Origin of the sequence: Streptomyces spiroverticillatus (genome assembly GCA_014650415.1) — a bacterium.
Classification (GTDB): Bacteria; Actinomycetota; Actinomycetes; order Streptomycetales; family Streptomycetaceae; genus Streptomyces; species Streptomyces spiroverticillatus.
The window spans coordinates 51,992-75,586 of record BMUX01000023.1 but is presented as its reverse complement, the minus strand read 5'-3'; the positions used below and the strand labels follow the sequence as shown (position 1 = coordinate 75,586).

At 72.0% G+C, this 23,595-nt stretch carries 17 protein-coding genes, 1 pseudogene and 1 riboswitch; of the genes and pseudogenes, 11 read left to right on the top strand and 7 right to left on the bottom strand.

The genetic code is table 11. From position 1 onward, the window contains the following. Positions 1-178: 178 nt before the first annotated feature. The gene (locus tag IE269_RS37790; RefSeq protein WP_189827844.1) at positions 179-1,198 is read right to left on the bottom strand and encodes a GDSL-type esterase/lipase family protein; all 1,020 of its coding nucleotides are present in this window, start codon (positions 1,196-1,198) and stop codon (positions 179-181) included. Between the two features lie 325 nt (positions 1,199-1,523). Here IE269_RS37790 and IE269_RS37785 point away from each other — a divergent pair, with 325 nt between their 5' ends. The 3 genes from IE269_RS37785 to IE269_RS37775 all read left to right on the top strand — a co-directional run bounded on the left by IE269_RS37785 (position 1,524) and on the right by IE269_RS37775 (position 4,103). Then, positions 1,524-2,996 (top strand): amino acid permease, encoded by a 1,473-nt coding sequence (locus IE269_RS37785; RefSeq protein ID WP_189827843.1) that lies wholly within the window; start codon positions 1,524-1,526, stop codon positions 2,994-2,996. A gap of 18 nt (positions 2,997-3,014) precedes the next feature. Then, positions 3,015-3,470: an Lrp/AsnC family transcriptional regulator gene (locus IE269_RS37780; protein ID WP_189827842.1), complete on the top strand. Its 456-nt coding sequence runs from the start codon at positions 3,015-3,017 to the stop codon at positions 3,468-3,470. A gap of 102 nt (positions 3,471-3,572) precedes the next feature. Continuing rightward, positions 3,573-4,103, top strand: coding sequence for a hypothetical protein (locus tag IE269_RS37775; RefSeq protein ID WP_189827841.1), 531 nt, complete (start codon positions 3,573-3,575; stop codon positions 4,101-4,103). 45 nt (positions 4,104-4,148) lie between these two features. On the opposite strand, the gene IE269_RS43480 is transcribed toward IE269_RS37775, so the two are convergent. Next, on the bottom strand, positions 4,149-6,335 hold the full coding sequence (locus IE269_RS43480) for an ATP-binding protein (RefSeq protein ID WP_268253651.1): 2,187 nt from the start codon (positions 6,333-6,335) through the stop codon (positions 4,149-4,151). Positions 6,336-6,552: 217 nt separating this feature from the next. After that, positions 6,553-7,278, bottom strand: a pseudogene (locus tag IE269_RS43880) (AfsR/SARP family transcriptional regulator); the annotation flags it as partial. 283 nt (positions 7,279-7,561) lie between these two features. Between IE269_RS43880 and IE269_RS37755 the strand changes: the two are divergent. Then, positions 7,562-8,401: a carbon-nitrogen hydrolase family protein gene (locus tag IE269_RS37755; RefSeq protein WP_189827840.1), complete on the top strand. Its 840-nt coding sequence runs from the start codon at positions 7,562-7,564 to the stop codon at positions 8,399-8,401. A gap of 58 nt (positions 8,402-8,459) precedes the next feature. Further along, the gene (locus IE269_RS37750) at positions 8,460-10,154 is read left to right on the top strand and encodes a flavin monoamine oxidase family protein (protein ID WP_189827839.1); all 1,695 of its coding nucleotides are present in this window, start codon (positions 8,460-8,462) and stop codon (positions 10,152-10,154) included. Positions 10,155-10,197: 43 nt separating this feature from the next. Here the strand turns inward: IE269_RS37750 and IE269_RS37745 are convergent, their stop codons facing one another. Continuing rightward, on the bottom strand, positions 10,198-10,839 hold the full coding sequence (locus tag IE269_RS37745) for a DUF5995 family protein (RefSeq protein ID WP_189827866.1): 642 nt from the start codon (positions 10,837-10,839) through the stop codon (positions 10,198-10,200). A 231-nt stretch (positions 10,840-11,070) separates the two neighbouring features. Here IE269_RS37745 and IE269_RS37740 point away from each other — a divergent pair, with 231 nt between their 5' ends. After that, the gene (locus tag IE269_RS37740; RefSeq protein WP_438817676.1) at positions 11,071-12,492 is read left to right on the top strand and encodes a glycoside hydrolase family 6 protein; all 1,422 of its coding nucleotides are present in this window, start codon (positions 11,071-11,073) and stop codon (positions 12,490-12,492) included. Between the two features lie 381 nt (positions 12,493-12,873). On the opposite strand, the gene IE269_RS37735 is transcribed toward IE269_RS37740, so the two are convergent. Both IE269_RS37735 and IE269_RS37730 read right to left on the bottom strand, forming a co-directional pair. Beyond that, positions 12,874-14,280: a uracil-xanthine permease family protein gene (locus tag IE269_RS37735; RefSeq protein WP_189827838.1), complete on the bottom strand. Its 1,407-nt coding sequence runs from the start codon at positions 14,278-14,280 to the stop codon at positions 12,874-12,876. A gap of 95 nt (positions 14,281-14,375) precedes the next feature. After that, entirely contained in the window at positions 14,376-15,557 is a 1,182-nt protein-coding gene (locus IE269_RS37730) for an MFS transporter (protein ID WP_189827837.1), read from the bottom strand. A gap of 113 nt (positions 15,558-15,670) precedes the next feature. On the opposite strand from IE269_RS37730, the gene IE269_RS37725 reads away from it, so the two are divergent. Next, complete coding sequence (locus IE269_RS37725; protein WP_189827836.1) at positions 15,671-16,831, top strand: ROK family transcriptional regulator; 1,161 nt, start codon at positions 15,671-15,673, stop codon at positions 16,829-16,831. Positions 16,832-16,916: 85 nt separating this feature from the next. On the opposite strand, the gene IE269_RS37720 is transcribed toward IE269_RS37725, so the two are convergent. Further along, positions 16,917-19,283, bottom strand: a complete 2,367-nt coding sequence (locus IE269_RS37720) for a chitinase C-terminal domain-containing protein (protein ID WP_189827835.1) — start codon at positions 19,281-19,283, stop codon at positions 16,917-16,919. Positions 19,284-19,565: 282 nt separating this feature from the next. Then, a riboswitch (FMN riboswitch) is annotated at positions 19,566-19,696 on the top strand. A gap of 178 nt (positions 19,697-19,874) precedes the next feature. Here IE269_RS37720 and ribD point away from each other — a divergent pair. Genes ribD through IE269_RS37700 form a run of 4 tightly spaced genes read left to right on the top strand, consistent with a single transcriptional unit; the run spans position 19,875 to position 23,588 of the window. Then, a complete protein-coding gene (ribD, locus tag IE269_RS37715) occupies positions 19,875-20,984 on the top strand; it encodes a bifunctional diaminohydroxyphosphoribosylaminopyrimidine deaminase/5-amino-6-(5-phosphoribosylamino)uracil reductase RibD (RefSeq protein WP_268253652.1) in 1,110 nt (369 codons plus the stop codon). A gap of 2 nt (positions 20,985-20,986) precedes the next feature. Further along, positions 20,987-21,607, top strand: coding sequence for a riboflavin synthase (locus IE269_RS37710; RefSeq protein ID WP_189827834.1), 621 nt, complete (start codon positions 20,987-20,989; stop codon positions 21,605-21,607). Further along, entirely contained in the window at positions 21,604-22,257 is a 654-nt protein-coding gene (locus IE269_RS37705; protein WP_189827833.1) for a nicotinamide mononucleotide transporter family protein, read from the top strand. The genes IE269_RS37710 and IE269_RS37705 overlap by 4 nt, the downstream gene beginning before the upstream one ends. Next, positions 22,254-23,588 (top strand): bifunctional 3,4-dihydroxy-2-butanone-4-phosphate synthase/GTP cyclohydrolase II, encoded by a 1,335-nt coding sequence (locus IE269_RS37700; protein WP_189827832.1) that lies wholly within the window; start codon positions 22,254-22,256, stop codon positions 23,586-23,588. Before IE269_RS37705 ends, IE269_RS37700 begins: the two co-directional genes overlap by 4 nt. Positions 23,589-23,595: the final 7 nt, after the last annotated feature.

Here is a 23,595-nt window from a genome sequence, read left to right as displayed (position 1 = left end):
CGGCAGCCTGCCGGAGGCTGCCCGCTGACCGGCCGTTCGGCCGAACGATGCTAGTCGCATCGGCCGAACGGCCCGAACCACGCAGCCCACGGGGCCCCGGTTACCCCGCCCGACGCGAACCATGCGTGCCGCGACGGCCCCGGAACGACGGGCTTCTCGCGTACGAACGAGATGCCGGTCACTCCAGCGCGCGCCCGGTGTCCACGACCGGCCTGAGCGCGCGCCCGGCGTCCCCCAGCAGTTTGGCCAGCGCCTCCGCCACCGCCGCCGCGATCAGCGCATGCCCCGTGTCGTCGGGGTGCAGTCCGTCGGCGAGGTGTTCGGGCCCGAGCAGGCCGAGGCCCGGCAGCAGGGCCAGCCGCCCGTCCCCGGCCGCCACTTCCTGCCGTACGACGTCCTCCATCGCGGCCCGCAGCGCGCCCAGCGTCGCGCCGGCCGCGTTCGGGGCGTCCTCGGCGGCGGGGCGCAGCACGGGGGAGACCACCAGGAGCGGAGTGTCCGGGTGGCCCCCGCGCACGAGCGCCAGGAAGGCGCGCACCGTCTCGCGCAGCAGCGGTACGTCGAAGGGGGCGCGCCCCCAGCAGTTGGTGCCGAACGCCAGCGTGAGGACGTCCGCCGGGAGTCCGGCGAGCTGCTGCGCCACCGCCAGCTCGGCCCGGCCCGCGCCCGCATGCCCCAGGTTCACCGGCTCCAGGCCGAGAAGGCGTCCGGCGGCGGCGGGCCAGGCGTGCGCGGGCCGCGTCGACCACCAGCCCTCGGTGATGGAGTCGCCGTGCACCACCCAGCGGGGGCGCGGCGGGGCGGGGGCGATGCGGCCGCCCCGGGCCCGTATCCCGAGCAGGCGAGGCGACTGCGTCTCGGGCGGATGGACGGTGAACGGGCCGTGCCCCGGCGGGAGTCGGAGGGTCACCGTGGCTTCGCCCGCGACCGGGTCGGTGAGCACCTCGGTGAGCTGCCCGCCGTCCGCCCAGAGCCCGAAGGCGTGAGGGACTTCTCCCGGTTCGGCCCGAAAACGTATCTCCACGGCCTTCGTCCCGTACGCGAGGAACTCCAGCGTGACGCCGACGGGCACCCGGGCGCGCTCCAGGACGTCCCAGGGGAGGCGGTCCAGATCGGCCGGGTTCGCCCGCAGCGGCAGGCCGTCCTCGTCGCGCCAGGCCACCCCGCGCAGAAAGGGTCCGGCGTCCAGCCAGGTCATCGGCGACTCCCCTCGACTCGTCCCCGACAACCTGCCCAGACAGGGACCCGAACATGAGTGCGCCCGTACCGGACAAAAGGGAAATCGAAAAAGCAGGCGCAACGAACTGCCGCGACCGGGCATTGCACGCAATGATCATCCGTCGATGCGCAAGGTTGCTGCATTACGACCGGGAACTGACACCTCATAGGCTTCACCGCTGTACGTGGAGTGGCGGGGACCGCCTGCTCGGCGGTCCCCGGGCTTTCGGCTGCTTCGCCGTGCCTTCGAGAGGGGCCGTCGCGGTCGCCCGCCGCCCGATGAGGCAGCAGAAGGAGCCACCCCCGTGTTGGACCAAGGCGCACCGCCAACCGCCGTACCCCCGGCGTCCCCCGGCAACCCGTTGTGGCGGCGCAAGCCCGTCGAGCGGCTGGTCAGCGAGGGTGGACAGGGTGAGGGCGGCACGCTGCGGCGCACGCTCTCCATGTGGCAGCTGACGATGATCAGCATCGGTGCCACGCTCGGCACCGGTATCTTCGTGGTGCTCGGCACGGCCGTCCCCAAGGCCGGTCCCGCCGTCACGATCTCGTTCGTGATCGCCGGTCTCACCGCGCTCTTCTCGGCCCTGTCCTACGCCGAACTCGCGGGCAGCATCCCGGTCTCCGGCTCCTCGTACTCGTATGCGTACGCAACGATGGGCGAATTCATCGCCTGGATCTGCGGCTGGTGCCTGGTCCTGGAGTACGGCGTCTCGGTGGCGGCGGTGGCCGTCGGCTGGGGCGAGTACCTCAACGAGTTCCTCGACGGGACGATCGGCGTCACCATCCCCGACGCCCTGTCCGCCCCGCCCGGCGACGGCGGCGTCTTCAACCTCCCCGCGCTGGTCGTCGTACTCCTCGCGATGGTCTTCCTGCTCGGCGGCGCCAAGGAGTCGGCCCGCGCCAACACGATCATGGTCGCGGTGAAGATCGGCGCGCTGCTGCTCTTCTGTGTGATCGGCTTCCTCGGTTTCAAGTCCGGCAACTACGCCGACTTCATGCCGCTCGGCATGGCGGGCGTCAGCGCCGCCGGCGCCTCGCTGTTCTTCTCCTACATCGGCTTCGACGCCGCCTCCACCGCCGGTGAGGAGGCGAAGAACCCGCAGCGCGACCTGCCGCGCGCGATCATGCTCTCGCTGCTCATCGTCACCGTGCTGTACGTCCTGGTCGCGGCCGTCGCCGTCGGCGCCCGCAACTGGAAGGGCTTCGAGGGCTCGGAAGCCGCGCTCGCCGGGATCATGAAGGACGTCACCGGGCAGGCCTTCTGGGGCACCCTGCTCGCCGCCGGTGCGGTCATCGCCATCGCGAGCGTCGTCCTGACCGTGCTGTACGGCCAGACCCGCGTGCTCTTCGCGATGTCCCGCGACGGTCTGGTCCCCAAGGCCTTCTCCAAGGTCAGCCCGAAGACCGGCACGCCGCGCGTCAACACGATCATCGTGTCCCTCTTCTGCGGGATCCTGGCCGCGGCGATTCCGCTCGGCAACCTCGTGGACGCCACCAGCATCGGCACGCTCTTCGCGTTCGGTCTGGTCAACATCGCGGTGATCATCCTGCGCCGGACCCGCCCGGACATGAACCGCACCTTCAAGGTGCCGCTCGGCCCGCTCTTCCCGATCCTGGGCTTCGGCTTCTGCGTCTACAACATGTTCGGGCTCGGAACCGCCACCTGGGTGTACTTCGGAATCTGGATGGCCGTCGGTCTCGTGTTCTACTTCGGATACGGCATTCGTCACTCGCGGCTGGCGAAGGACGCGCCGGAGAAGGTTTCCGCAGACGCGTAGAAAAGTGAACGACCCGCAGTGCGACTCAACGATCTCGACGAGCGAATCGTCCACGCCCTGGCGGCGGACGCCCGCCGTTCCTATGCCGACATCGGCTCCCTGGTCGGGCTCTCCGCTCCCGCAGTGAAGCGCAGGGTCGACCGGCTGCGCGCGGAAGGCGCCATCACGGGCTTCACCGTCCGGGTGGACCCGGCGGCGCTGGGCTGGGAGACCGAGGGCTTCATCGAGATCTACTGCCGTCGCAACACCTCGCCCGAGGCGATCAACCGAGGGCTGGAGCGGTACCCGGAGATCGCGTCCGCCTCCACCGTCACCGGTGAGGCGGACGCGATCGTCCAGGTCTTCGCCTCCGACATGCGGCACTTCGAGCGGGTCCTGGAGCGGATCGCGGGGGAGCCGTTCGTGGAGCGGACGAAGTCGGTGCTGGTGCTCTCCCCGCTGCTGCGGAGGTATTCGTCGGGGTCTCCCGCGTAGGCGTGATTCCTCGGGTCCCGGGGCGTCCCGCAGACGTCCAGAAGGCGTCCAGTCGGCGCTCCTAGCTTGGTGTCTCCACCACTCACGGGGAGAAAAAACACCATGGCCTTCTCGAACTTCCAGGTCGGCATCCAGCTCGTCGACCGCGGCGGAATCGCCGAACAGGGGCCGGTCGGCCGCACTCCGTTCCTCAGCGACGGCGGCGGCACCTCGCCCTTCACCAGCGACGCCAACTTCTTCGACCCGGACGGGGCCCGGCTGCTGCTCGCCTCCACCGGCCTGCCCGTCAACCTCGACTTCCGGATCGGCGGCCAGGCCTTCGACCGGCCCAACCGGGTGGGCCTCGTCGTCTACACCCCCTGGGCCAGCGACGGCGGCGGCAGGACGCCGCTGATCACCGACGACAACCGGTTCGACCCGGACGCCTTCCGCGTCATCCTCGAGGCCCGGGCCCTGCCGGCCGGCGCCCAGATCAACGACGTCCGGCTGAACATCACGGCCGTCGACAACAACGTCGCGGGCATCACCCAGTTCACCCCGTGGCTGAGCGGGGGCGGCGGGTTCAGCCCGTACGCCTTCGACGACAACAAGTTCGACCCGGACGGCTACATCATCGGCTTCGAGGTCCGCTAGCAGCAGCCGTCACGGGCCGGGCCACGGCCCGGACCACAGTCCGGATCACAGCCCGTCGACCACAGCGGTCCGGGGCTCCGCGGGAGGGGCCCCGGACCGCTGCACGTCCTGATCGGGTACGTCGTCCACGGGACCCGCACTCACCCGGCCGGCCGTACGCGCCGCATCCTGTGCCTGCTGCCGGGCGCGGACCGTGCCCGCGCGAGCCCTCGCCCGCTCCTCGTGGTCCCCGGTCGCGGCGGCTACCTCACCCGCCCGGACGTGGTGCCGCAGCCCCTCCTCGGCACGTCCGGCACCGCACAGCGCCTCGCCGAGCCCGTTGAGCGCCGCCGCCTCGCCGGAGCGCTCTCCCGTCGTACGGAACAGGCTCAGCGCCCGTCGGTGGTGGGCGACGGCCAGGTCGTACCGGCCCTGCCGCAGGCATACGTCGCCGAGTCCCGTCAGGGCGTTGGCCTCGCCGCCCCGGTGGCCGAGCGCGGCGAACAGGGCGACGGCCCGGCCCAGGTTCCCGGCGGCGGCCCCGGTGCGGCCCCGGCGCAGGTCGACGTTGCCGAGGAAGGTCAGGGTCCGGGCCCGGCCCAGCCGGTCCCCGGTGACGGCATGCAGGGCGAGCGCCCGGTGCTGGTGGTCGGCGGCGGTGTCCAGTTCCCCGCGCCGCATGCAGACATTGCCGAGGTTGGTGAGGGTCCGGGCCTGGCCCACGAGGTCACCGGCCTCCTCGTACAGGGCCAGCGCCCGCCGCTGGCAGGCGGCGGCCGAGGAGTGGCGGCCGAGCCGCCAGTGGACGTTGCCGAGGTTGGACAGCGTCCGGGCCTGCCCCGCCAGGTCACCGGTCTCCTCGTGCAGGGCGAGGGCCCGTTGCAGATACCGGTCCGCCGCCCCGTGCTCGCCGAGGCGCCAGTGCACCGCGCCCAGGTTGGTCACGGCGTGGGCCTGCCCGGCGAGGTCCCGGGTGCGCTCGGCGGCGCGCAGCGCGTGGGTGTGGAAGGACAGCGCCTCGGCGTGCCGCCCCCCGTCGAGGTGCCGGAAGAGCACGGCCGCGAGCCGGACCGCGTACTGCGGCCGGAGCCCGTCGGCCGCCGCGGCGCACAGACAGCCCAGCGACGGCAGCTCGGCGGCCAGCCAGGCGCGCGCGGTGGCGGGGTCGTGCACCGGGGCGGGGCCGGCCGGGCCGGGGGCGGCGGGCCGGTGGTGGCGCTCGGCCGGGTGGAGCTGGTCCATCGCGGCCGTCGCGCCCGCCAGGCAGTGGTCGAGCAGCCGGATGTGCGCCCGCAGCCGCCCCGCCTCCGCGTCGTGCTCGCGGGACAGCTCGTCGGCGTACGCCCGCAGCAGGTCGTGCATCGTGACGCGCCCCGGAGCCGTGCACTGCACCAGATGGGCCTGCGACAGAACGTCGAGCACCCCGGTCGCCTCGTCCACGCCCGCACCGAGCAGGGCGGCGGTGGCCGGGACGCCGACGTCGGGCCCCGGATGCAGCGACAGCAGCCGGAAGCCGCGGGCGGCGTCCGCCGGCAGATTCCGGTACGACCACGAGAACACCGACCGCACGGCGGCCCGCGGGTCCCCCGCCGCGTCCAGCCGCCGCAACCGCTGCCGCTGGTCCGCGAGGCCCGCCACCAGCTCCGCCAGGGGCACCCCGACCCTGGCCACGGCCAGCTCCGCCGCGACCCGCAGGGCCAGCGGCAGCCGTGCGCACTGCTCGGCGAGGGCGGCGCAGGCGGCCCGGTCGGCACGGGCCCGCTCGCCGATGAGCAGGCACAGCAGTGCGGTCGCCTCGCCGGCGGAGAGTGGGCCGAGGTCCATCCGGCGGGCCCCGTTGCGGGCCACGAGCCCGCCGAGGCTGTGGCGGCTGGTGACGACGACGGCACAGGACGCCGAGCCCGGCAGCAGCGGACGCACCTGCTCCGCCGACAGCGCGTTGTCCAGGACCAGGAGCATGTCCCGCCCCGCCGTCCGCGTACGGAACAGCGCGGCCCGCTCGTCCGGGTCGAGCGGAATGTTCGCCCCGTCGAGCCCGAGGGCACGCAGGAACCCGGCGAGCGCGTCGGCCCAGGGCATCGGCCGGCCGAGGTCGAAACCGCGCAGGTCGACGTACAGCTGCCCCTCGGGATAGCGCGCGCTGACGCGGTGCGCCCAGTGCACGGCAAACGCGGTCTTGCCGACCCCGGCGGTACCCGAGACCACGACGAGCGGCACGGTGCCGGGCGCCCCGCCCAACAGCCCGTCGAGCATCCGCAGATCGGCCGCACGCCCGCTGAACCCGTAGACTTCGGGGGGCAGTTGGGCGGGCGGGGCGGGTGCGGACGCGGGAGCGGGAGCGGACGGGAAGGGGGCAGGTGCCGATGAGGTGGTGGACGGCGAGGGCGCCGGTGCTGACGAGGGCGTGGACGGCGCGGGATTCCGGTCGGTCTCTTTCCGGCCTGCCCCCCCGCCCCTCCAGCAGCCCCTCGTACGCCGCCGTCAGTTCCGGGCCCGGGTCGACGCCCAGTTCCTCCACCAGCCTGCGGCGCGTGTCCAGGTAGGCGGCGAATGCCGCGTCCCGGCGGCCGACCGCCTCGTAGGCCCGTACGAGACGGGCCTGCGCGCCCTCGTCCAGCGGATGGCTGCCCGCGTCCTCCGCCAGCACGCGCAGCGCCCCCGCCGCCCCGCCCGCCGCCAGCATGGCCTCCCCGTAGGCGGCGATCGCCGTCCGCCGCTCCCCGGCCAGCGCGACCACCGCCGGGTGCACGGCCAGGGACGGCAGGTCGGCGAGCGGCGGGCCACGCCACAGCCGCAGCGCCTCGTCGAGCAGCACGGCGGCCCGCTGCGGGCCCTGCTCCCGGTGTGCGGCCTCCGCCCGTCCGGCGAGGCGGCGGAAGCGGGAGACGTCGACGCAGTCCTCGGGGACGTGCAGGGCGTACCCCTCGCCCACCCGGGGCAGCAGCACGCTCGCCCCGCGCGGCGGGCGGTCGGGTTCGAGGAGGAGCCGCAGCCGCTTCACGTACGTCTGGATCAGGTTGGCCACGCTGGGCGGCGGCCGGTCGCCCCACAGTGCGTCGGCCAGTTCCCCGCGCGACAGCGGGCGGCCGTCCGCGAGGAGCAGCAGGCCGAGGACGGTGCGCTGGTGCGGGGTGCCGAGGCCGACCCGTACCCCTTCGCGCCACCACCCCAGAGGCCCCAGCACCTGCACCCGCATCGCCCGTCCCCCTCCGGCCCGCCACCGGGCGCCGGGCCACTTCACAGCATGCTCAGGCCCGCCGGGGACGTCCAGCGCGAGGGTCCGTGCGCCGCCTCGCGGGCCGACCGGCCGGGCGCACTCCGCACCTGGCGCCCCGTACGCAACGAATCGCCGCCGCACCCCCCTCCCGCGCAATGGATCAGCCGCCGGTCCGCAACGCTCGCGCCTTGTCCGGGGCGAAGGCCGGACCGTACCGTCAAGGGGTCTTTCCCCCACCCTCCCCACCCGCCCGAGGTCCCCCATGCCGTCGTCCCTGCCCGCGCAGCCCCTGCGCATCGCCCTGCTCCAGAGCTCCGGGCGTCCCGGCTCCGTGGCCACGAACCTGAAGGTCCTCGACGAGGCCGCCGGGCGGGCCGCAGCGGCGGGTGCGGGGCTGCTGGTCTGCCCGGAGATGTTCCTGACCGGGTACGCGATCGGCCGCGACGAGGTGCACCGGCTGGCGGAGGCCGCCGACGGGGAGGGCGCCGACGCCGTCGCGGACATCGCCGTACGGCACGGCCTGGCGATCCACTACGGCTACCCCGAGCGCGACGGCGACGCGGTCTTCAACTCCGCCCAGCTCATCGACGCCACCGGCACCCGCCGCGCCAACTACCGCAAGACCCACCTCTTCGGCGGCTTCGAGCAGGAGGTCTTCACGGCCGGTGAACAGCCCGTCGTCCAGGCCGAGTTGGACGGCCTGAAGCTCGGCCTCATGATCTGCTACGACGTGGAGTTCCCGGAGAACGTCCGGGCGCACGCCCTCGCGGGCACCGACCTCCTCCTCGTGCCGACCGCCCAGATGCACCCCTTCGAGTTCGTCGCCGAGTCCCTCGTCCCGGTCCGCGCCTTCGAGAGCCAGATGTACATCGCGTACGTCAACAGGACCGGACCCGAGGGCGAGGGGGCCGCCGGGGACGCAGCCTTCGAGTTCGTCGGCCTGAGCTGCCTGGCGAGCCCCGACGGGGCCACCCGGGTCCGCGCCGGGCGCGGCGAGGAACTCGTCCTCGGCGAGGTGGACGCGGCCCTGCTGCACGCCTCCCGGGAGACCAACCCGTATCTGCGTGACCGCCGCCCCGGGCTGTACGGCTCGCTGAGCTGACCCTCCCCGTACGCCCGTCTTCTCTTCCCGTTCCACCCCCGCAAGGAGTCCGTACCCCATGACGTCCACGGTGCCCACCGCCGTCCAGCACACCGACGCGCAGCCGCCGATCACCATGTTCGGGCCGGACTTCCCGTACGCGTACGACGACTTCCTCGCCCACCCGGCGGGCCTCGGGCAGATACCCGCGGCCGAGCACGGGGCCGAGGTCGCGGTCATCGGCGGCGGTCTTTCGGGCATCGTGGCGGCGTACGAGCTGATGAAGATGGGCCTCAAGCCCGTCGTGTACGAGGCCGACCAGATCGGCGGCCGACTGCGCACGGTCGGCTTCGACGGGCCGAGCACCGAGGGCCTGACGGCCGAGATGGGCGCGATGCGCTTCCCGCCGTCCTCGACCGCGCTCCAGCACTACATCGACCTGGTGGGGCTCACCACCAAGCCGTTCCCGAACCCCCTCGCCCCGGAGACCCCCTCCACGGTCGTCGACCTCAAGGGCGAGTCGCACTACGCGGAGACCGTCGCCGACCTCCCGCAGGTCTACCGCGACGTCGCCGCCGCCTGGAACGCCTGTCTCGAAGAGGGCGCCGACTTCTCCGACATGAACCAGGCCATGCGCGAGCGCGACGTCCCGCGCATCCGCGAGATCTGGGCCAAGCTCGTCGAGAAGCTCGACAACCAGACCTTCTACGGCTTCCTCTGCGACTCCGAGGCCTTCAAGTCCTTCCGGCACCGCGAGATCTTCGGCCAGGTCGGCTTCGGCACGGGCGGCTGGGACACCGACTTCCCGAACTCCATCCTGGAGATCCTGCGCGTCGTCTACACCGAGGCCGACGACCACCACCGCGGCATCGAGGGCGGCAGCCAGCAGCTCCCGCTGCGCCTGTGGGAGCGCGAGCCGCAGAAGCTCGTGCACTGGCCGCTCGGCACCTCGCTGAAGTCGCTGCACGGCGGCTACCCGAAGCCCGCCGTGACCCGCCTCAACCGCACCGCGGGCAACGGCATCACCGTCACCGACTCCTCCGGCGACATTCGCACCTACCGGGCGGCGATCTTCACCGCCCAGTCCTGGCTGCTCCTGTCGAAGATCGACTGCGACGACTCGCTCTTCCCCATCGACCACTGGACGGCGATGGAGCGGACCCACTACATGGAGTCCTCGAAGCTCTTCGTGCCCGTGGACCGGCCGTTCTGGCTGGACAAGGACGAGGAGACCGGCCGGGACGTCATGTCGATGACGCTGACGGACCGCATGACGCGCGGCACGTACCTCCTGGACGACGGCCCGGACAAGCCCGCCACCATCTGCCTCTCCTACACCTGGTGCGACGACAGCCTGAAGTGGCTGCCGCTGACCGCGCAGGAGCGGATGGAGGTCATGCTGAAGTCGCTCGGCGAGATCTACCCGAAGGTCGACATCCGCAAGCACATCATCGGCAACCCGGTGACCGTGTCCTGGGAGAACGAGCCGTACTTCATGGGCGCGTTCAAGGCCAACCTGCCGGGCCACTACCGCTACCAGCGCCGCCTGTTCACCCACTTCATGCAGGACCGCCTGCCCGAGGACAAGCGCGGCATCTTCCTCGCGGGCGACGACATCTCCTGGACGGCGGGCTGGGCCGAGGGCGCCGTGCAGACCGCGCTGAACGCGGTCTGGGGCGTCATGCACCACTTCGGCGGCACGACGGACACGGCCAACCCGGGTCCGGGCGACGTGTACGACGAGATCGCGCCGGTGGAACTGCCGGAGGACTGATCCTCGTACGTCCCCTTGTATGTACTTGTATGTACGCGGGGACTCACCTCAGCGGGGTGAGCAGGCACCTCCCCACCAGCCCGACCCCCGCGTCCATCCGCTGCGTGAACTCCCGTGCCAGATCCGGGAGTTCACGCAGTCCCCAGAGCACCCGGGCCGCCGCCCACGCCGCCTCCCTGGCCCGCTCCAGGCTCCAGGTGCCGATCAGGTGGGTGAGCGGGTCCGCGATCTCCAGCAGGTCCGGGCCCGGCATCAGGTCCTCCCGGATCCGCTCCTCCAGCGCCACCAGCGTCTCGCCGACCCGGTCGAAGTCCGCCTCCACCTCGGCGGGCGCACACGCCAGCGCCTGGCAGGTGTCGACCACCGCCAGCGCCAGGTCGTGCCCGATGTGCGCGTTGATCCCCGCGAGCGCGAACTGCAGGGGCCGCACCCCCGGATGTCTGCGGTACTGGAACAGCGGCCGCCAGCACGCGGCCGGCCGCCGTCCCGCGGCCGTCGCGTCGACCGCCGCCAGATAACGTTCCGCGAACAACACGTCGAGAGCGGCCGCGGCGGCCGGATCGGGGAAGCGTCCGGCGTCGATCTGCCGGGAGACCTCCTCCGTCACTGTGAGATACACCCGGTTGAACACCGCGACCCCGTCGCTCTCGGGCCACTCTTCACGGACCGTCCGCATACGCTCCATCACGGAGTGCACGGAGCCCGTAAATCCCGGGGTTTTTGGGGCGGACCGTGCGGTGCGCGGGTGCGTGGGCCGTGTACGGTCCCTCTCAACTGTGAAGTGTGTGAAGTGCTCGATCTGTGACATGGGGGCAGCGTCCCAGTCGCGGAGCGTGCACGAGGCAGCCGGGCCGGGGCTTCCCCAGAACGAGGGAACGGAACGCCTCCGGCGCCGGGGGAAAGGGGGAGGGTCACGGTGTCAGGCATACCGGGCCAGCGCCGCAGGGGCCGTGCCGAAGGACGGCACGGGGCCCACGGCAGCAAGAGAGGCAGCGGTACCGACAGCAGCGGTACGAGCAGCCCGGCGGGCGAGGAGCCCGCAGGAGACCTCACGGAGGTGTCCGGGGCGTCCGGCGAGTCCGGTGTGCCCGACGCGTCCGGCGGTACGGAACCGTTGGTCACCGTCGGCCGGGCGGAGTCCCGCAGGGCCTCCCGGCGGGGCGTCCGGGGCTCCCACGGCTCCCGAGATGAAAAGCGTGTGAACTCCTCCGCGCTGCGCGGCGCCATGGCCGTCGTCGCCTCCGCGGTCGTCGCCGTCGGCGGCGTCACCGGAGTGGTCTCCGCGACCTCCGGCGAGGGCGAACGCTCCACCGCGATACCCGACGTGACACGGACGCCCGTAGTGCCGCCCCTGCCCGCGGTGCCCAGCCCGTCCGCCACCACGCCGTCGCCCTCGCCCAGCGCGTCGGCGACCAAGAAGGCGGAGAAGAAGCCGCCGAAGAAGGCCGAGCCGCCGCGCAGCCAGAGCTCCGCGGTCTCCGGCAGCCTCTACCTGCACCCGGAGTCGCAGGTGCTGGACTGGGTGCGCTCCAACCGGGGCGACCCGCGCCAGCAGCTCATCCAGTCGCGGATCGCCGCCCAGCCGGCGGCGGTCTGGTTCGCCGAGTACAACCCCGGCACCATCACCAGCAGGGTCCGCGCGGTGACCTCCGGCGCGGCGGCCGCCGGGCGCGTCCCGGTCGTCGTCCCGTACGCGATCCCCGAGCGGGACTGCGGCGGGGCCTCGCAGGGCGGTGCGCCGAGCTTCGGGGCGTACGACTCCTGGATAGCGAAGTTCGCCGCCGGGCTGGGCAAGGGCGACGTCATCGTCATCCTCGAACCCGACTCCATCGCCCAGACCGACTGCCTCGACGACGGCCAGCGGGCCAACCGCTTCGGGGCGCTGTCCCGGGCGGGCAAGGCCATCAAGGCGGCCAACCCCAACGCACGCGTGTACTTCGACGCGGGGCACTCGGGGTGGCACGCGCCGTCCAAGATGGCGGGCTTCCTGCGCCAGGCCGACGCAGCGACCAGCAGCGACGGCATCTTCACCAACGTCTCCAACTTCCACCGCACGGCCGACGAGGTCGCCTACGCGCGCCGCGTCCTCTCCGCCCTCGGCGGCCCCTCCTCGCTCGGCGCGGTGATCGACACCAGCCGCAACGGCAACGGCGCCCCGGCGGCGGGCCAGTGGTGCGACCCCTCGGGCCGGGCCCTGGGCCGCCCCCCGACGACGAAGACGGGGGAGTCCCGCATCGACGCCTACCTCTGGGTCAAGCTCCCCGGAGAGTCGGACGGCTGCAAGGGCGCGGCGGGCAGCTTCACCCCCGACTACGCGGTCGAACTGGCCCGCGGCTGAACGCGCTCGTTTCGTACGGGACAGGGGCCGCCCCCGGCACCGTTTGGCGTCGGGCGCGGCCCCTGCTGCGTTTCCGTCCCCGGTACCGGGGTGATTTCGCCCCGGCCCCGCCCCTTCACCTAAAGCGCTCGGCCGCGCGGCTGGGTGGGTGGCCGGCGTCTTGCGCAGTTCCCCGCGCCCCTTTTGGGGGCGCGGGGAACTGCGCGAGCAACCACAACGCACCCGCACAGAACCGGTCCCCGCCCCGCAGGGTTACGGGAAGGGGCGGGTAGGGGAGAAAACCGCCCCGGCACCGGGTGCCGATCCCACCACCGGCCCCGCGCAGCGGCCCGCCCCGCAGAGAGCTGAACCAACCCGGCCCCACCCCCTCGGCGGGAAGCCCTACCGCCCCGCCGCCCCCTCGTCGTACGACGACGTCCCCGCATCCAGCAGCGGCTCCCGCTCCCCAGCACCCCCGGAAGCCTCCTTCATGTGCGCCGGCGCCAAAGCCCTCAGCACGTGGTACCCGGTGATCACCACGATCGTCCCCAGCGCGATCCCGCTCAGCTCAAAGCTGTCCGTGAACTTCAGGCTCACCCCACCGACCCCGATGATGATCCCCGCGGCCGCCGGCACCAGGTTCAGCGGGTTCCGCAGATCCACCTTCGCGTTGATCCAGATCTGCGCACCGAGCAGCCCGATCATGCCGTACAGGATGACGGTGATCCCTCCGAGCACACCCCCGGGAATCGCCGCCACGACCGCCCCGAACTTCGGGCACAGCCCGAACAGCAACGCGAAGAACGCGGCAGCCCAGTAGGCCGCCGTCGAGTAGACCCGCGTCGCCGCCATCACCCCGATGTTCTCGGAGTACGTCGTGTTCGGCGGCCCGCCCACCGCCGTGGACAGCATCGAGGCCGCACCGTCCGCCGCGATCGCCGTGCCCAGCTTGTCGTCGATGTTGTCGCCGGTCATCTCCCCGACGGCCTTCACATGCCCCGCGTTCTCCGCGATGAGCGCGATCACCACGGGCAGCGCGACCAGGATCGCCGACCACTCGAAGCTCGGCCCGTGGAACGAGGGAAGCCCGATCCAGTCCGCCTTCGCCACACCCGACAGGTCCAGCCGCCAGTGATCAACGGCAGCACCCCCGCCGACCGGCGAATTGATCTTGCCGAAGACCTGGTCGAAGACCCACGAGATCCCGTACCCGAAAATGAGCCCCAGGAAGATCGCGATCCGCGACAGGAAACCGCGCAGCCCCACCACCGCCAAACCGGTGAAGAGCATCACCAGCAGCGCCGTCCACTGGTCCTGCGGCCAGTACGTGGAGGCCGTCACCGGCGCCAGGTTGAAGCCGATCAGCATCACCACCGCGCCCGTCACCACCGGCGGCATCGCCGCGTGGATGATCCGCGCCCCGAACCGCTGCACGGCCAGACCTGCCAGGAACAGCGCCGCACCGACCACGAACACCGCACCGGTGACCGTCGCACTGTCGCCGCCGGTCGCCCGGATCGCCGCCGCCACACCGACGAACGACAGCGAACAGCCGAGGTAGGAAGGGACCTTGCCCTTCGTCGCGAGGAGGAAGATCGCCGTCGCGACACCCGACATCATGATGGCGAGATTCGGGTCAAGACCCATCAAAACGGGCGCTACAAAACTCGCCCCGAACATGGCCACCACATGCTGCGCGCCCAGTCCCGCCGTCCTCGGCCACGACAGCCGTTCGTCGGGTCGGACGACGGCTCCGGGCGCGGGAGTGCGCCCGTCGCCGTGCAAGGTCCAGCGGACGCCGAGGCCCATGGGTGCTCCCGTTCAGCTCTGTTCTGCTCTGCAAGTGGTCCGGCTCGGTCGAGATCGATCGAGCCGGACCAAATGCTATGGCTGAAAAGGAGCGCTCACTTCCCGGCCGGCTCCAGCGTCGCCGCCTCCCGGCCCGCCCCGCGCAGCACCTGTGCCCCGACCACCAGGCCGAACGCCAGCACCGTGACCAGCCCGAACGACACCACCAGCGACGTCGCGTCCGCGACCGCGCCGATTGCCGAGGGGGCGATCAGTCCCGAGGTGTACGTGATCGTCGCGACGCCCGCGATCGCCTGACTGGGGTTCGGCCCACTGCGACCCGCCGCCGCGAACGCCAGCGGCACCACGACCGCCACCCCGAGCCCGATCAGCGCGAACCCGGCCAGCGCGAGCGGGACGTTGGGGGCGAAGACCACCAGCAGCCCGCCGACCGTCGCCGCCACACCGCCGACCCGTACCGTCGGCACCGGACCGAACCGGTCCACCACCTTGTCGCCCGCGATCCGTGCGATCGCCATCGTCAGCGCGAAGGCCGTCGTGGAGGCGGCCGCGATGCCGGGGTCCGTCGAGAGCACGTCCCGCAGGTAGACCGCCGACCAGTCCAGGCTCGCGCCCTCCGCGAACACCGCGCAGAAGCCCACTGCGCCGATGATCAGCGCCGACTTCGGCGGCAGCGTGAAGTGCGCCGGCGCCTCCGCGTCGGGAGCGCTGCGCAGGTCCAGTACGCCCTGGCAGGCGGCCAGGCCCAGTGCTGTGAGGACCAGCGCGGCCAGCAGGTGGTGCAGCCGGGCGTCACTGCCCAGGTGCGCGGCGAGCGTGCCGCCCGCCGAGCCGATCAGCGCGCCCAGGCTCCACATGCCGTGCAGCCCCGACATGATCGACTTCCCGAGCCGGTTCTCCACCTCCACACCCAGCGCGTTCATCGCCACGTCCGACATCCCGGCCGTCGCCCCGTACACGAACAGCGCCGCGCACAGCGTCCAGATGTTGGGCGCGAGGGAGGGCAGGATCAGGACCAGCGTCCACAGCGCGAGCAGCCCGCGCAGCGCGTTGCGCGCCCCGAACCGGTGCGTGATCGCCCCCGACACCGGCATGGCCACCGCGGCGCCGAGCGCCGGGAAGGCCAGCGCCAGACCGAGCTGGCCCGCGCTGATCGAGGCGTGGTCCTGGATCCACGGGATGCGGGTCGCGAAGCTGCCGGTCACCGCCCCGTGCACACAGAAGACGGCCGCGATGGCGTACCTCGCCCGCTTCACCCGTTCCGTACCGAATTCCATGATTCCCCTTCGCCCCCGGGCAGCCTTCGTCTCCGTATCGCGCCGTAAACTATCAGGAAGCCTGCCTGATAAATAGTGCGGAAAGCAGTCCGCGATCTGAAAGGATCTGGCACATGCCCGCCTCACCGAGCACCGCCCGCGCCATCAACGACCGGCGCGCCCTCCACCTGCTCCAGGAGGAGGGACCGCTCACGGCGGGGCAGCTGAAGTCGCTCACCGGGCTGTCCAGGCCCTCCGTCGCCGACCTCGTCGAGCGGCTCCAGGGCGCGGGCCTGATCGCCGTCGTCGGCGAGAGCGGCGCCGAGCGGCGCGGGCCCAACGCCCGGGTGTACGGGATCGTCGCCGACCGTGCCCATCTGGCCGCACTGGACGTCCGTACCGACAGCGTCGGCGTGGGCGTCGCCGACCTCCTCGGCAACCCCCTCGCCGAGAAGACCCTCGCGGTCGCCGAGGACCTGCCCACCGACCGCGCGGTCGAGGCGGCCGTCGCCCTGCTGGAGCGCACCGCGCGCGAGGCGGGCACCGCGCCGCTGCACACGGTCGTCATCGGCGCGCCCGGCCTCATCGACCCCGCCTCCGGCGACCTGCGGGATTCGGCCAAGCTGCCGCTCTGGCACCGAAGACTGGTCGCCGTCCTCCAGGAACGCCTGCCGGCCACCGTCCTCGTCGAGAACGAGACCAACCTCGCCGCCGTCGCCGAACAGCGCCTCGGCGCGGCCCGCTCCCACGACACCTTTGTCTTCCTGTGGCTGGGCGAGGGCGTCGGCGCCGCCGTCGTGCTCGACGGCAAGGTGCGGCGGGGGGCCTCGGGCGGCGCGGGCGAGGTCGGCTTCCTGCCCGTCCCCGGTACGGCCGGACTGCCCTCCGCCACCGGCTGCGACGGCGGCTTCCACTCGCTGGTGGGCGGCGGCGCGGTCTGCCGGCTCGCGGCGGAGCACGGCCTGCCGGGCGGCCCCGACGGGCCCGCGGTCATCGCCGCCGCCCTGGAGGCGGGCGAGCGGGCCGAGCCCTTCCTGGACGCCCTCGCCGAACGCCTCGCCCTCGGGGCCGCGGCCGTGGTGGCCGTCATCGACCCCGGCTGCGTCGTCCTCGGCGGCGACATGGGCCTCGCGGGCGGCAAGGCCCTCGCCGCCCGCGTCGAGGCCCGGCTCGCGGAACTGTCCCCGCTGCACACGGAGGTACGGGCCGGGGAACTCGGCGGCGGGGCGGTCCTCAGCGGCGCCCTGCTCATCGCCCGCGAGGCCGCGCAGGACGACCTGTTCGCACCCCGCTAGGCAGCACTTCGCCCCGGCTCCCCAGGAGGGGAGGAAGCCGGGGCGAAGGGTGGGGGCGCGGTCCGGTGCGCAGGACCTCAGGGCCTCAGCAGGCGCCCAGGTCCTGCCACACGCCCCATTCGCCGGTGGTGCCGGGCTCGGCGCCCTGCGTCCACCACTTGGCCTTCCACTGGTGCCCCTTGTGCGAGACGGTCGCCCCGCCGCTGTAGGCGGTGGCCGCCGCGTAGGCCGGAGCCGTGCACGCACCCGGGGTCGGCGTGGGGGTCGGCGTCGGGTCCGGGCCGGGGCCCGTGCCGGGCTCGACCGTCTCCGTGCCGCGCGCCAGGTCACCGGCGAGCGCGTAGGACGTACCGCCGATGTTCACCGTCCAGTTCCACGGCGTGGAGACCGGCAGGTAGTAGTTGAAGGACAGGTCCACCGACGCGCCGGGGGCCAGCGACTGCCAGGCCGGGAGCTTCAGCGAGGCCCGGTGGAAGTCGCCCTTCAGACCGCCGACGTTGCTGCCGGTGTGGTCGCTGCTGATCACCTTCGTACCGAAGCCCGACTGGTCGGACGCGTTGTTGGGAGCCGCCGTCGAGTAGTCGAACTGGAACTCCGTGCCGCCCGGCAGCGCCGTCTTCGTGTTGTTGGTGATCTTCAGCTTCGGGGTGATCGGGTAGTTGGAGTCGCCCAGCTTGAAGTCGCCGAACTCCACGCCGATGTTCACGGCCTTCTTCGGCAGCGCCTTGTTCGAGACCGCCGCGCCGTAGGGCTTGGCCGCCTTGAACTTGTCGTACATCAGCGAGGTCAGCGTGGACCCGGTCTCGTACTGGCCCTTGGCCGCGTTCCAGCCGTAGTCGCCCGCCAGCTCCCAGATCATCGTGCCGCCGATGCCCCGGTCGACCACGTAGTCGGCCTTGGCGCCGATGGACTGGTCGTCCTCGGTCGACAGGAAGACCTTCTTCTCGGCGTTCCACAGCCACGGCGCGACCAGCGAGGAGTCGTACTTGCGGACGTAGGTGCCGGTCAGCTTGGTACCGGCCGGGAAGCCATACTTGCCCACGTAGTCGCCGACGATCCCCTTCTCCAGGTTCTTCGCGTGCCACATCGGGTTGGAGCCCGCCGGGGACTCCTTGCCGTTGTCGTCCTTGTCGTGCCACAGGTTGTCGATGCCGACCGCGCCGTCACCGCACTTGGTCAGACCGGAACCGGCCGGGCAGGTGGTCGCGGACGCCTTGCCCCACAGGCCGTCGGTGCCGCCCTGCACGTTCTTGTGGCCGCGTGTGTAGTACGGCAGGCCCACGTTGATGCGCCCCGACGGCATCGAGCCGCGGAAGTAGTGGTACGCCCAGTCCGTGTTCAGGTAGCCGATGCCGCCGTACTGCGCGCTGCCGTAGACGTTGGCGGCGGCCAGCTCGCCGTCCTTGCCGTTGTCGAAGAGCGCGGCGTTCGGGCCGACGTGCTCGTTCCAGGCGCCGTGCAGGTCGTACGACATGATGTTGACGTAGTCCAGGTACTTCTGGACCTGGAAGGTCTCCATGCCGCGCAGCAGATAGCCGGAGGAGGGGGCGGCGACGGTGAGCAGGTAGTGCTTGCCGTCGGCGGCGCCGGCCCGGTCCAGCTTCTCGCGCAGGGACTTCATCAAGGCGGCGTAGCCCTTGACCAGTCCGGCGCGGCGGGCGTTGGAGAGGGACCAGTCGAGCGGGTTGCCCGCGTCCTTCATGGTGGTCGGGTACTCGTAGTCGATGTCGACGCCGTTGAAGCCGTACTTCTTGATGAAGTCGACCGTCGAGGCGGCGAAGGTATCGATGCCCGCCTGGTTGACCGAGCCGTCGGCGTTGGTGGCCATGGAGTAGAAGCCGCCGGAGTTGACGCGCTTGCCGTCGTCGCCGAAGTAGCCGCCGGTCTCGGCCCAACCGCCCACGGAGACGAGCGTCTTGACGTTCGGGTGCTGCTTCTTGAACTTGTTCAGCAGGTTGAAGTGGCCCTTGTAGGGGAGCGCCGGGTCCATCTCCGCGCCCGCCACGCCCGGCCAGGTCATGCCGGTGGCGGCGTTCTTCTCGCCGTCCGCGCCGACCGAGATCTTGTTGTCGCCGCCGATGTGCGCGAAGGCGTAGTTGAGGTGGGTGACCTTGTCCCAGGGGATGTCGGACGCCAGGTAGGAGGGCAGACCGTCCTTGCCGGTGCGCCAGCCGGTGAAGTAGCCGATGATCCGGCGCTGGTGGTCGGCGCCCATCTTCTCGCGGCCCTCGGTGTCGTACACCGAGCAGTACGGGACGTCCACGCCCGGCGTCTTGTAGAGCCCGTCGGGGCGACAGGACTCGTTGTCCACGGCGGCGGGGGAAGGGTCCGCCGGGGCGGCGGTGGCGGAGAGGGTGCCGACGAGAAGCGCGGCGAGAGCGGTGGCCGCGGTTGTGGCGGCGAGCAGGGAAGCCCGGCCTCGGGAAGCGGCGGGTCTTGTGGGGGACAGCACGTCAGGTCCTCCTGGGGAGGCTCAGCGTCACACGGCGACGGTACGGGGGATGGTCCGTGGTGCGTGCCCGGGGTGTGCGCACACCGGCGGGCTGTCTCCTGGGAGGTGACGCAGACGTTAAAAGGACTAGACCAAGCCGTCAATAGGTCTGGACCAGTTAAAGGTGACCCGGCCCACACCGGTACCGGGATGTGACCCCGCCCACACGGCTGTGAGTCAGCCCACAGGCAATCCCTGGTATAGCCACCGATCAGTCGTGGCACACTGGCCCTGTACCAGCAGCAGCGCACTCCGGGGTCGGTGTAATTCCGAACCGGCGGTTATAGTCCGCGACCCGGTCACCTCCAGTGACCGGTTGACCAGGTGTAATTCCTGGACCGACGGTGAAAGTCCGGATGGGAGGCAGTGCGCGGCGGGCCGTCACAGGCTTTTTCGGTACGCCGCCGTCGGCGGGCTCGTACCCGGATTTTCCCGGGCACAGCTCTCTTTCCCGGCTCGGCGTGGCCGTTGTCGTACCCCCGTGACGCACCCGTTTTCTCTGTCGACATCGACAGGCCCCGGAGTCCGTGCCCGAAGAGGCAGGAGGACCCGGTGGCAACCGCCGCAGCCGAGCAGCCCGGTCGAAGCGACCAGGCCGACGAGAACGCCATGCGCCGAGCGATCGCGCTCGCCGCCCGCGCGCTCGGCGCCACCAGCCCCAACCCGGTCGTCGGATGTGTCATCACCGACGCCTCGGGCACCGTCGTCGGCGAGGGCTTCCACCAGCGCGCCGGCGGCCCCCACGCCGAGGTCCACGCCCTGCGCGACGCCGGGGACAAGGCCCGCGGCGGCACCGCGTACGTCACCCTGGAGCCCTGCAACCACACCGGCCGCACCGGCCCCTGCGCACAGGCCCTCATCGACGCCGGAATCGCCCGCGTCCACTACGCCGTCGGTGACCCGAACCCGCAGGCCACCGGGGGAGCGGACACTCTGCGCGCCGCCGGGATCGAGGTCACCCAGGGGCTCCTCGAAGCCGAGGCCGCCGCCGGGAACGCCGCCTGGCTCACCTCCGTACGACTGCACCGTCCGTACGTCCTGTTGAAGTACGCCGCCACCCTCGACGGGCGTATCGCCGCCGCCGACGGCACCAGCCGCTGGATCTCCTCCGCCGACTCCCGCGCCGACGTGCACCGGCTGCGCGCCGAGGCCGACGCGGTCGTGGTCGGCTCCGGCACCCTGCGCGCCGACGACCCGCACCTGGCCGTGCGCGGCATCGTCGGCGCGGTCCAGCCGCTGCGCGTCGTACTCGACACCAACGCCACGATCGAAGCCGGTGCCCGAGTCCTGGACGACGCCGCGCCCACCCTGATCGCGGTCGCCGAGGACGCCAAGACCGACCTTCCGGGCGTACTCAGGCTGCCCCGCGCGGTCACCGGACTCGACGTGAACGCCCTGCTCGGCGAGTTGTACGACCGGGGCGTCCGGTCCGTGCTGCTCGAAGGCGGGCCCACCCTCGCGGGCGCGTTCGTCGCCGCCGGGGCCGTCGACAAGGTCGTCGGCTACCTCGCCCCCGTACTCCTCGGCGCGGGCCCCGCAGCCCTCGCCGACGCAGGAATCACCACGATCGCGGACGCGTTGCGCCTCGATGTGACCGAGACGGTCCGCATCGGCCCCGACCTCCGCATCACCGCCGTCCCCACTGCCTCTAAGGAGCGCTGAGCGTGTTCACCGGAATCGTCGAAGAACTGGGTGAGGTCACCGCCGTCGAGAACCTCGGCGACTCCTCCCGCTTCCGCCTGCGCGGACCCCTCGTCACCGAGGACGCCAAGCACGGCGACTCGATCGCCGTCAACGGCGTCTGCCTCACCGTCGTCGACACCGCCGACGGCGAATTCACCGCCGACGTCATGGCCGAGACCCTGAACCGCTCCAGCCTCGGCGCCCTCGCCGTCGGCTCCCGGGTCAACCTGGAACGCCCCATGGCGCTCGGCGGACGCCTCGGCGGCCACCTCGTCCAGGGCCACGTCGACGGCACCGGCACCATCGTCGACCGCAAGCCCTCCGAGCACTGGGAGCTCGTCAAGGTCGCCCTCCCGGACGGCCTCTCCCGGTACGTCGTCGAGAAGGGCTCCATCACGGTCGACGGCGTCAGCCTCACCGTGGTCGACGCGGGCGACGACTACTTCACCATCAGCCTCATCCCCACCACCCTCGCGCTGACCACGCTCGGCATCAAGCAGGCCGGGGACCCGGTCAACCTCGAAGTGGACGTCCTGGCCAAGTACGTCGAGCGCCTGCTCGGCAGTCGTACCGATTCCGCATCCAAGGAGACCGTGAAGTGAGCGCCCTGTCCTGGCTCAACTCCGAAGCCTTCACGGCCTTCGGCCAGCACATCCTGTGGTCCGACATGATCGGCAACAGCATCGGCCTGCTCGCCCTGGCCCTCGGCTGGCGGCGCTCCATATGGACCTGGCCCGCCCAGTTCCTCTCCGGCGTCATCCTGGTCGCCGCGTACGCCTCCGTGCACCTCAGCGGCGGTGTCGGCAAGCAGCTGCTGGTCATCGGCGTCGCCCTGTGGGGCTGGCGGCAGTGGCAGCGCGGCAAGCAGCAGGCCCAGGACGGCACCATCGCCGTCCGCTTCGCCACCTGGCGCGAGCGCGGGATGCTGCTCGGCGGCGCGGCGCTCGGCACCCTCGCCGTCGGCGGGATCTTCACCCTCTACCCGTCGCTGTCCTGGAGCCCGTGGGCGGACGCGTACATCTTCGTCGGCACCCTCGCCGCGATGGTGGCGCAGGCCCGCGGTCTGGTCGAGTTCTGGTTCGCCTGGCTGCTGGTCGACCTGGTCGGTGTCCCGCTCGCCTTCTCCAGCGGCCTCGCCTTCTCCGGTTTCGTCTACGTCATCTACCTCGCCCTCGTCCTGTGGGGGATGCGGGACTGGTGGCTGCGCTCCCGCGCCGCCGCCGCGCCCGCACTGGAAGGAGCCACGGCATGACCACCGCCCTGACCCCCGCCCCGTACGACAGCCGGGAGGCACCCATGGACCTCCACGAAGACTTCGCCCTCGACCCCGTCGAGCAGGCGATCCGCGACATCGCGAACGGCCGCCCGATCGTGGTCGTCGACGACGAGGACCGCGAGAACGAGGGCGACCTGATCGTCGCCGCCGAACTCATCACGCCCGAGATCGTCGCGTTCATGATGAGCGAGTGCCGCGGCCTGATCTGCGCCCCCATGGAGGGCCCGGAGCTGGAGCGCCTCGCGCTGCCGCAGATGGTCGAGCACAACACCGAGTCCATGCGCACCGCCTTCACCGTCTCCGTCGACGCCTCCGCCGAGCACGGCGTGACCACCGGCATCTCCGCCGCCGACCGCGCCACCACCCTGCGGATGCTGGCCTCCGGCGAGAGCCACGCGGGCGACTTCGTCCGGCCCGGCCACATCTTCCCGCTGCGCGCCCGCGCCGGCGGAGTCCTGGTACGCAACGGCCACACCGAGGCCGCCGTCGACCTGGCCCGCCTCGCGGGACTGCGCCCCGCCGGGGCCATCGTGGAGATCGCCGACGAGAACGGCGTCATGCTCCGCCTCCCGGAGCTCATCCCCTTCGCCCGCAAGCACGGCCTGACGATCATCTCCATCGAGGACCTGATCGCCTACCGCCGTACCACCGAGACGCCCGCCCCCGTGGTGAAGCAGCCCCCCGCCGTCCTGCGCGAGGCGGCGGTCCACCTCCCCACCTCCTTCGGCGAGTTCACCGCCTACGGCTACCGCGCCCCCGACGGCGTCGAGCACGTCGCCCTCGTCCACGGCGACATCGGCGACGGCGAGGACGTCCTGGTCCGCCTGCACTCCGAGTGCCTGACCGGCGACATCTTCCACTCCCTGCGCTGCGACTGCGGCCCCCAGCTCGACGCCTCGCTCCGCAAGGTCACCGAAGCGGGCCGGGGCGTCGTCGTCTACCTGCGCGGCCACGAGGGCCGCGGCATCGGACTCCTGTCCAAGCTGCGTGCGTACGAACTCCAGGAGCGCGGCGTCGACACCCTCGACGCCAACCTCGAACTCGGCCTCCCCGCCGACGCCCGCGACTACGCCGCCGGCGCCCAGATCCTCACCGACCTCGGCGTCCGCAGCCTGCGTTTGATGACGAACAACCCGGACAAGATCACCGCGCTGGTACGAAACGGACTCACCGTCTCCGCGCGCGAGGCCATGCCCGTCACCGCCGGCGAGCACAACCTGCGCTACCTGCGCACCAAGCGGGACCGCATGGGCCACGACCTGCCCTGGCTGGACGGCGCAGCCGCCCCCACCTGCGGCAACCAGTAACCCCCCC

Coding starts and splice junctions, on each gene's coding strand:
- IE269_RS37775 (WP_189827841.1), top strand. CDS start 3,573: ATGGCCTTCTCGAACTTCCAGGTCGGCATCCAGCTCGTCGACCGCGGC.
- IE269_RS37725 (WP_189827836.1), top strand. CDS start 15,671: ATGCCCGCCTCACCGAGCACCGCCCGCGCCATCAACGACCGGCGCGCC.
- IE269_RS37750 (WP_189827839.1), top strand. CDS start 8,460: ATGACGTCCACGGTGCCCACCGCCGTCCAGCACACCGACGCGCAGCCG.
- IE269_RS43480 (WP_268253651.1), bottom strand. CDS start 6,335: ATGCTCGACGGGCTGTTGGGCGGGGCGCCCGGCACCGTGCCGCTCGTC.
- IE269_RS37790 (WP_189827844.1), bottom strand. CDS start 1,198: ATGACCTGGCTGGACGCCGGACCCTTTCTGCGCGGGGTGGCCTGGCGC.
- IE269_RS37745 (WP_189827866.1), bottom strand. CDS start 10,839: ATGGAGCGTATGCGGACGGTCCGTGAAGAGTGGCCCGAGAGCGACGGG.
- IE269_RS37735 (WP_189827838.1), bottom strand. CDS start 14,280: ATGGGCCTCGGCGTCCGCTGGACCTTGCACGGCGACGGGCGCACTCCC.
- IE269_RS37755 (WP_189827840.1), top strand. CDS start 7,562: ATGCCGTCGTCCCTGCCCGCGCAGCCCCTGCGCATCGCCCTGCTCCAG.
- IE269_RS37730 (WP_189827837.1), bottom strand. CDS start 15,557: ATGGAATTCGGTACGGAACGGGTGAAGCGGGCGAGGTACGCCATCGCG.
- IE269_RS37700 (WP_189827832.1), top strand. CDS start 22,254: ATGACCACCGCCCTGACCCCCGCCCCGTACGACAGCCGGGAGGCACCC.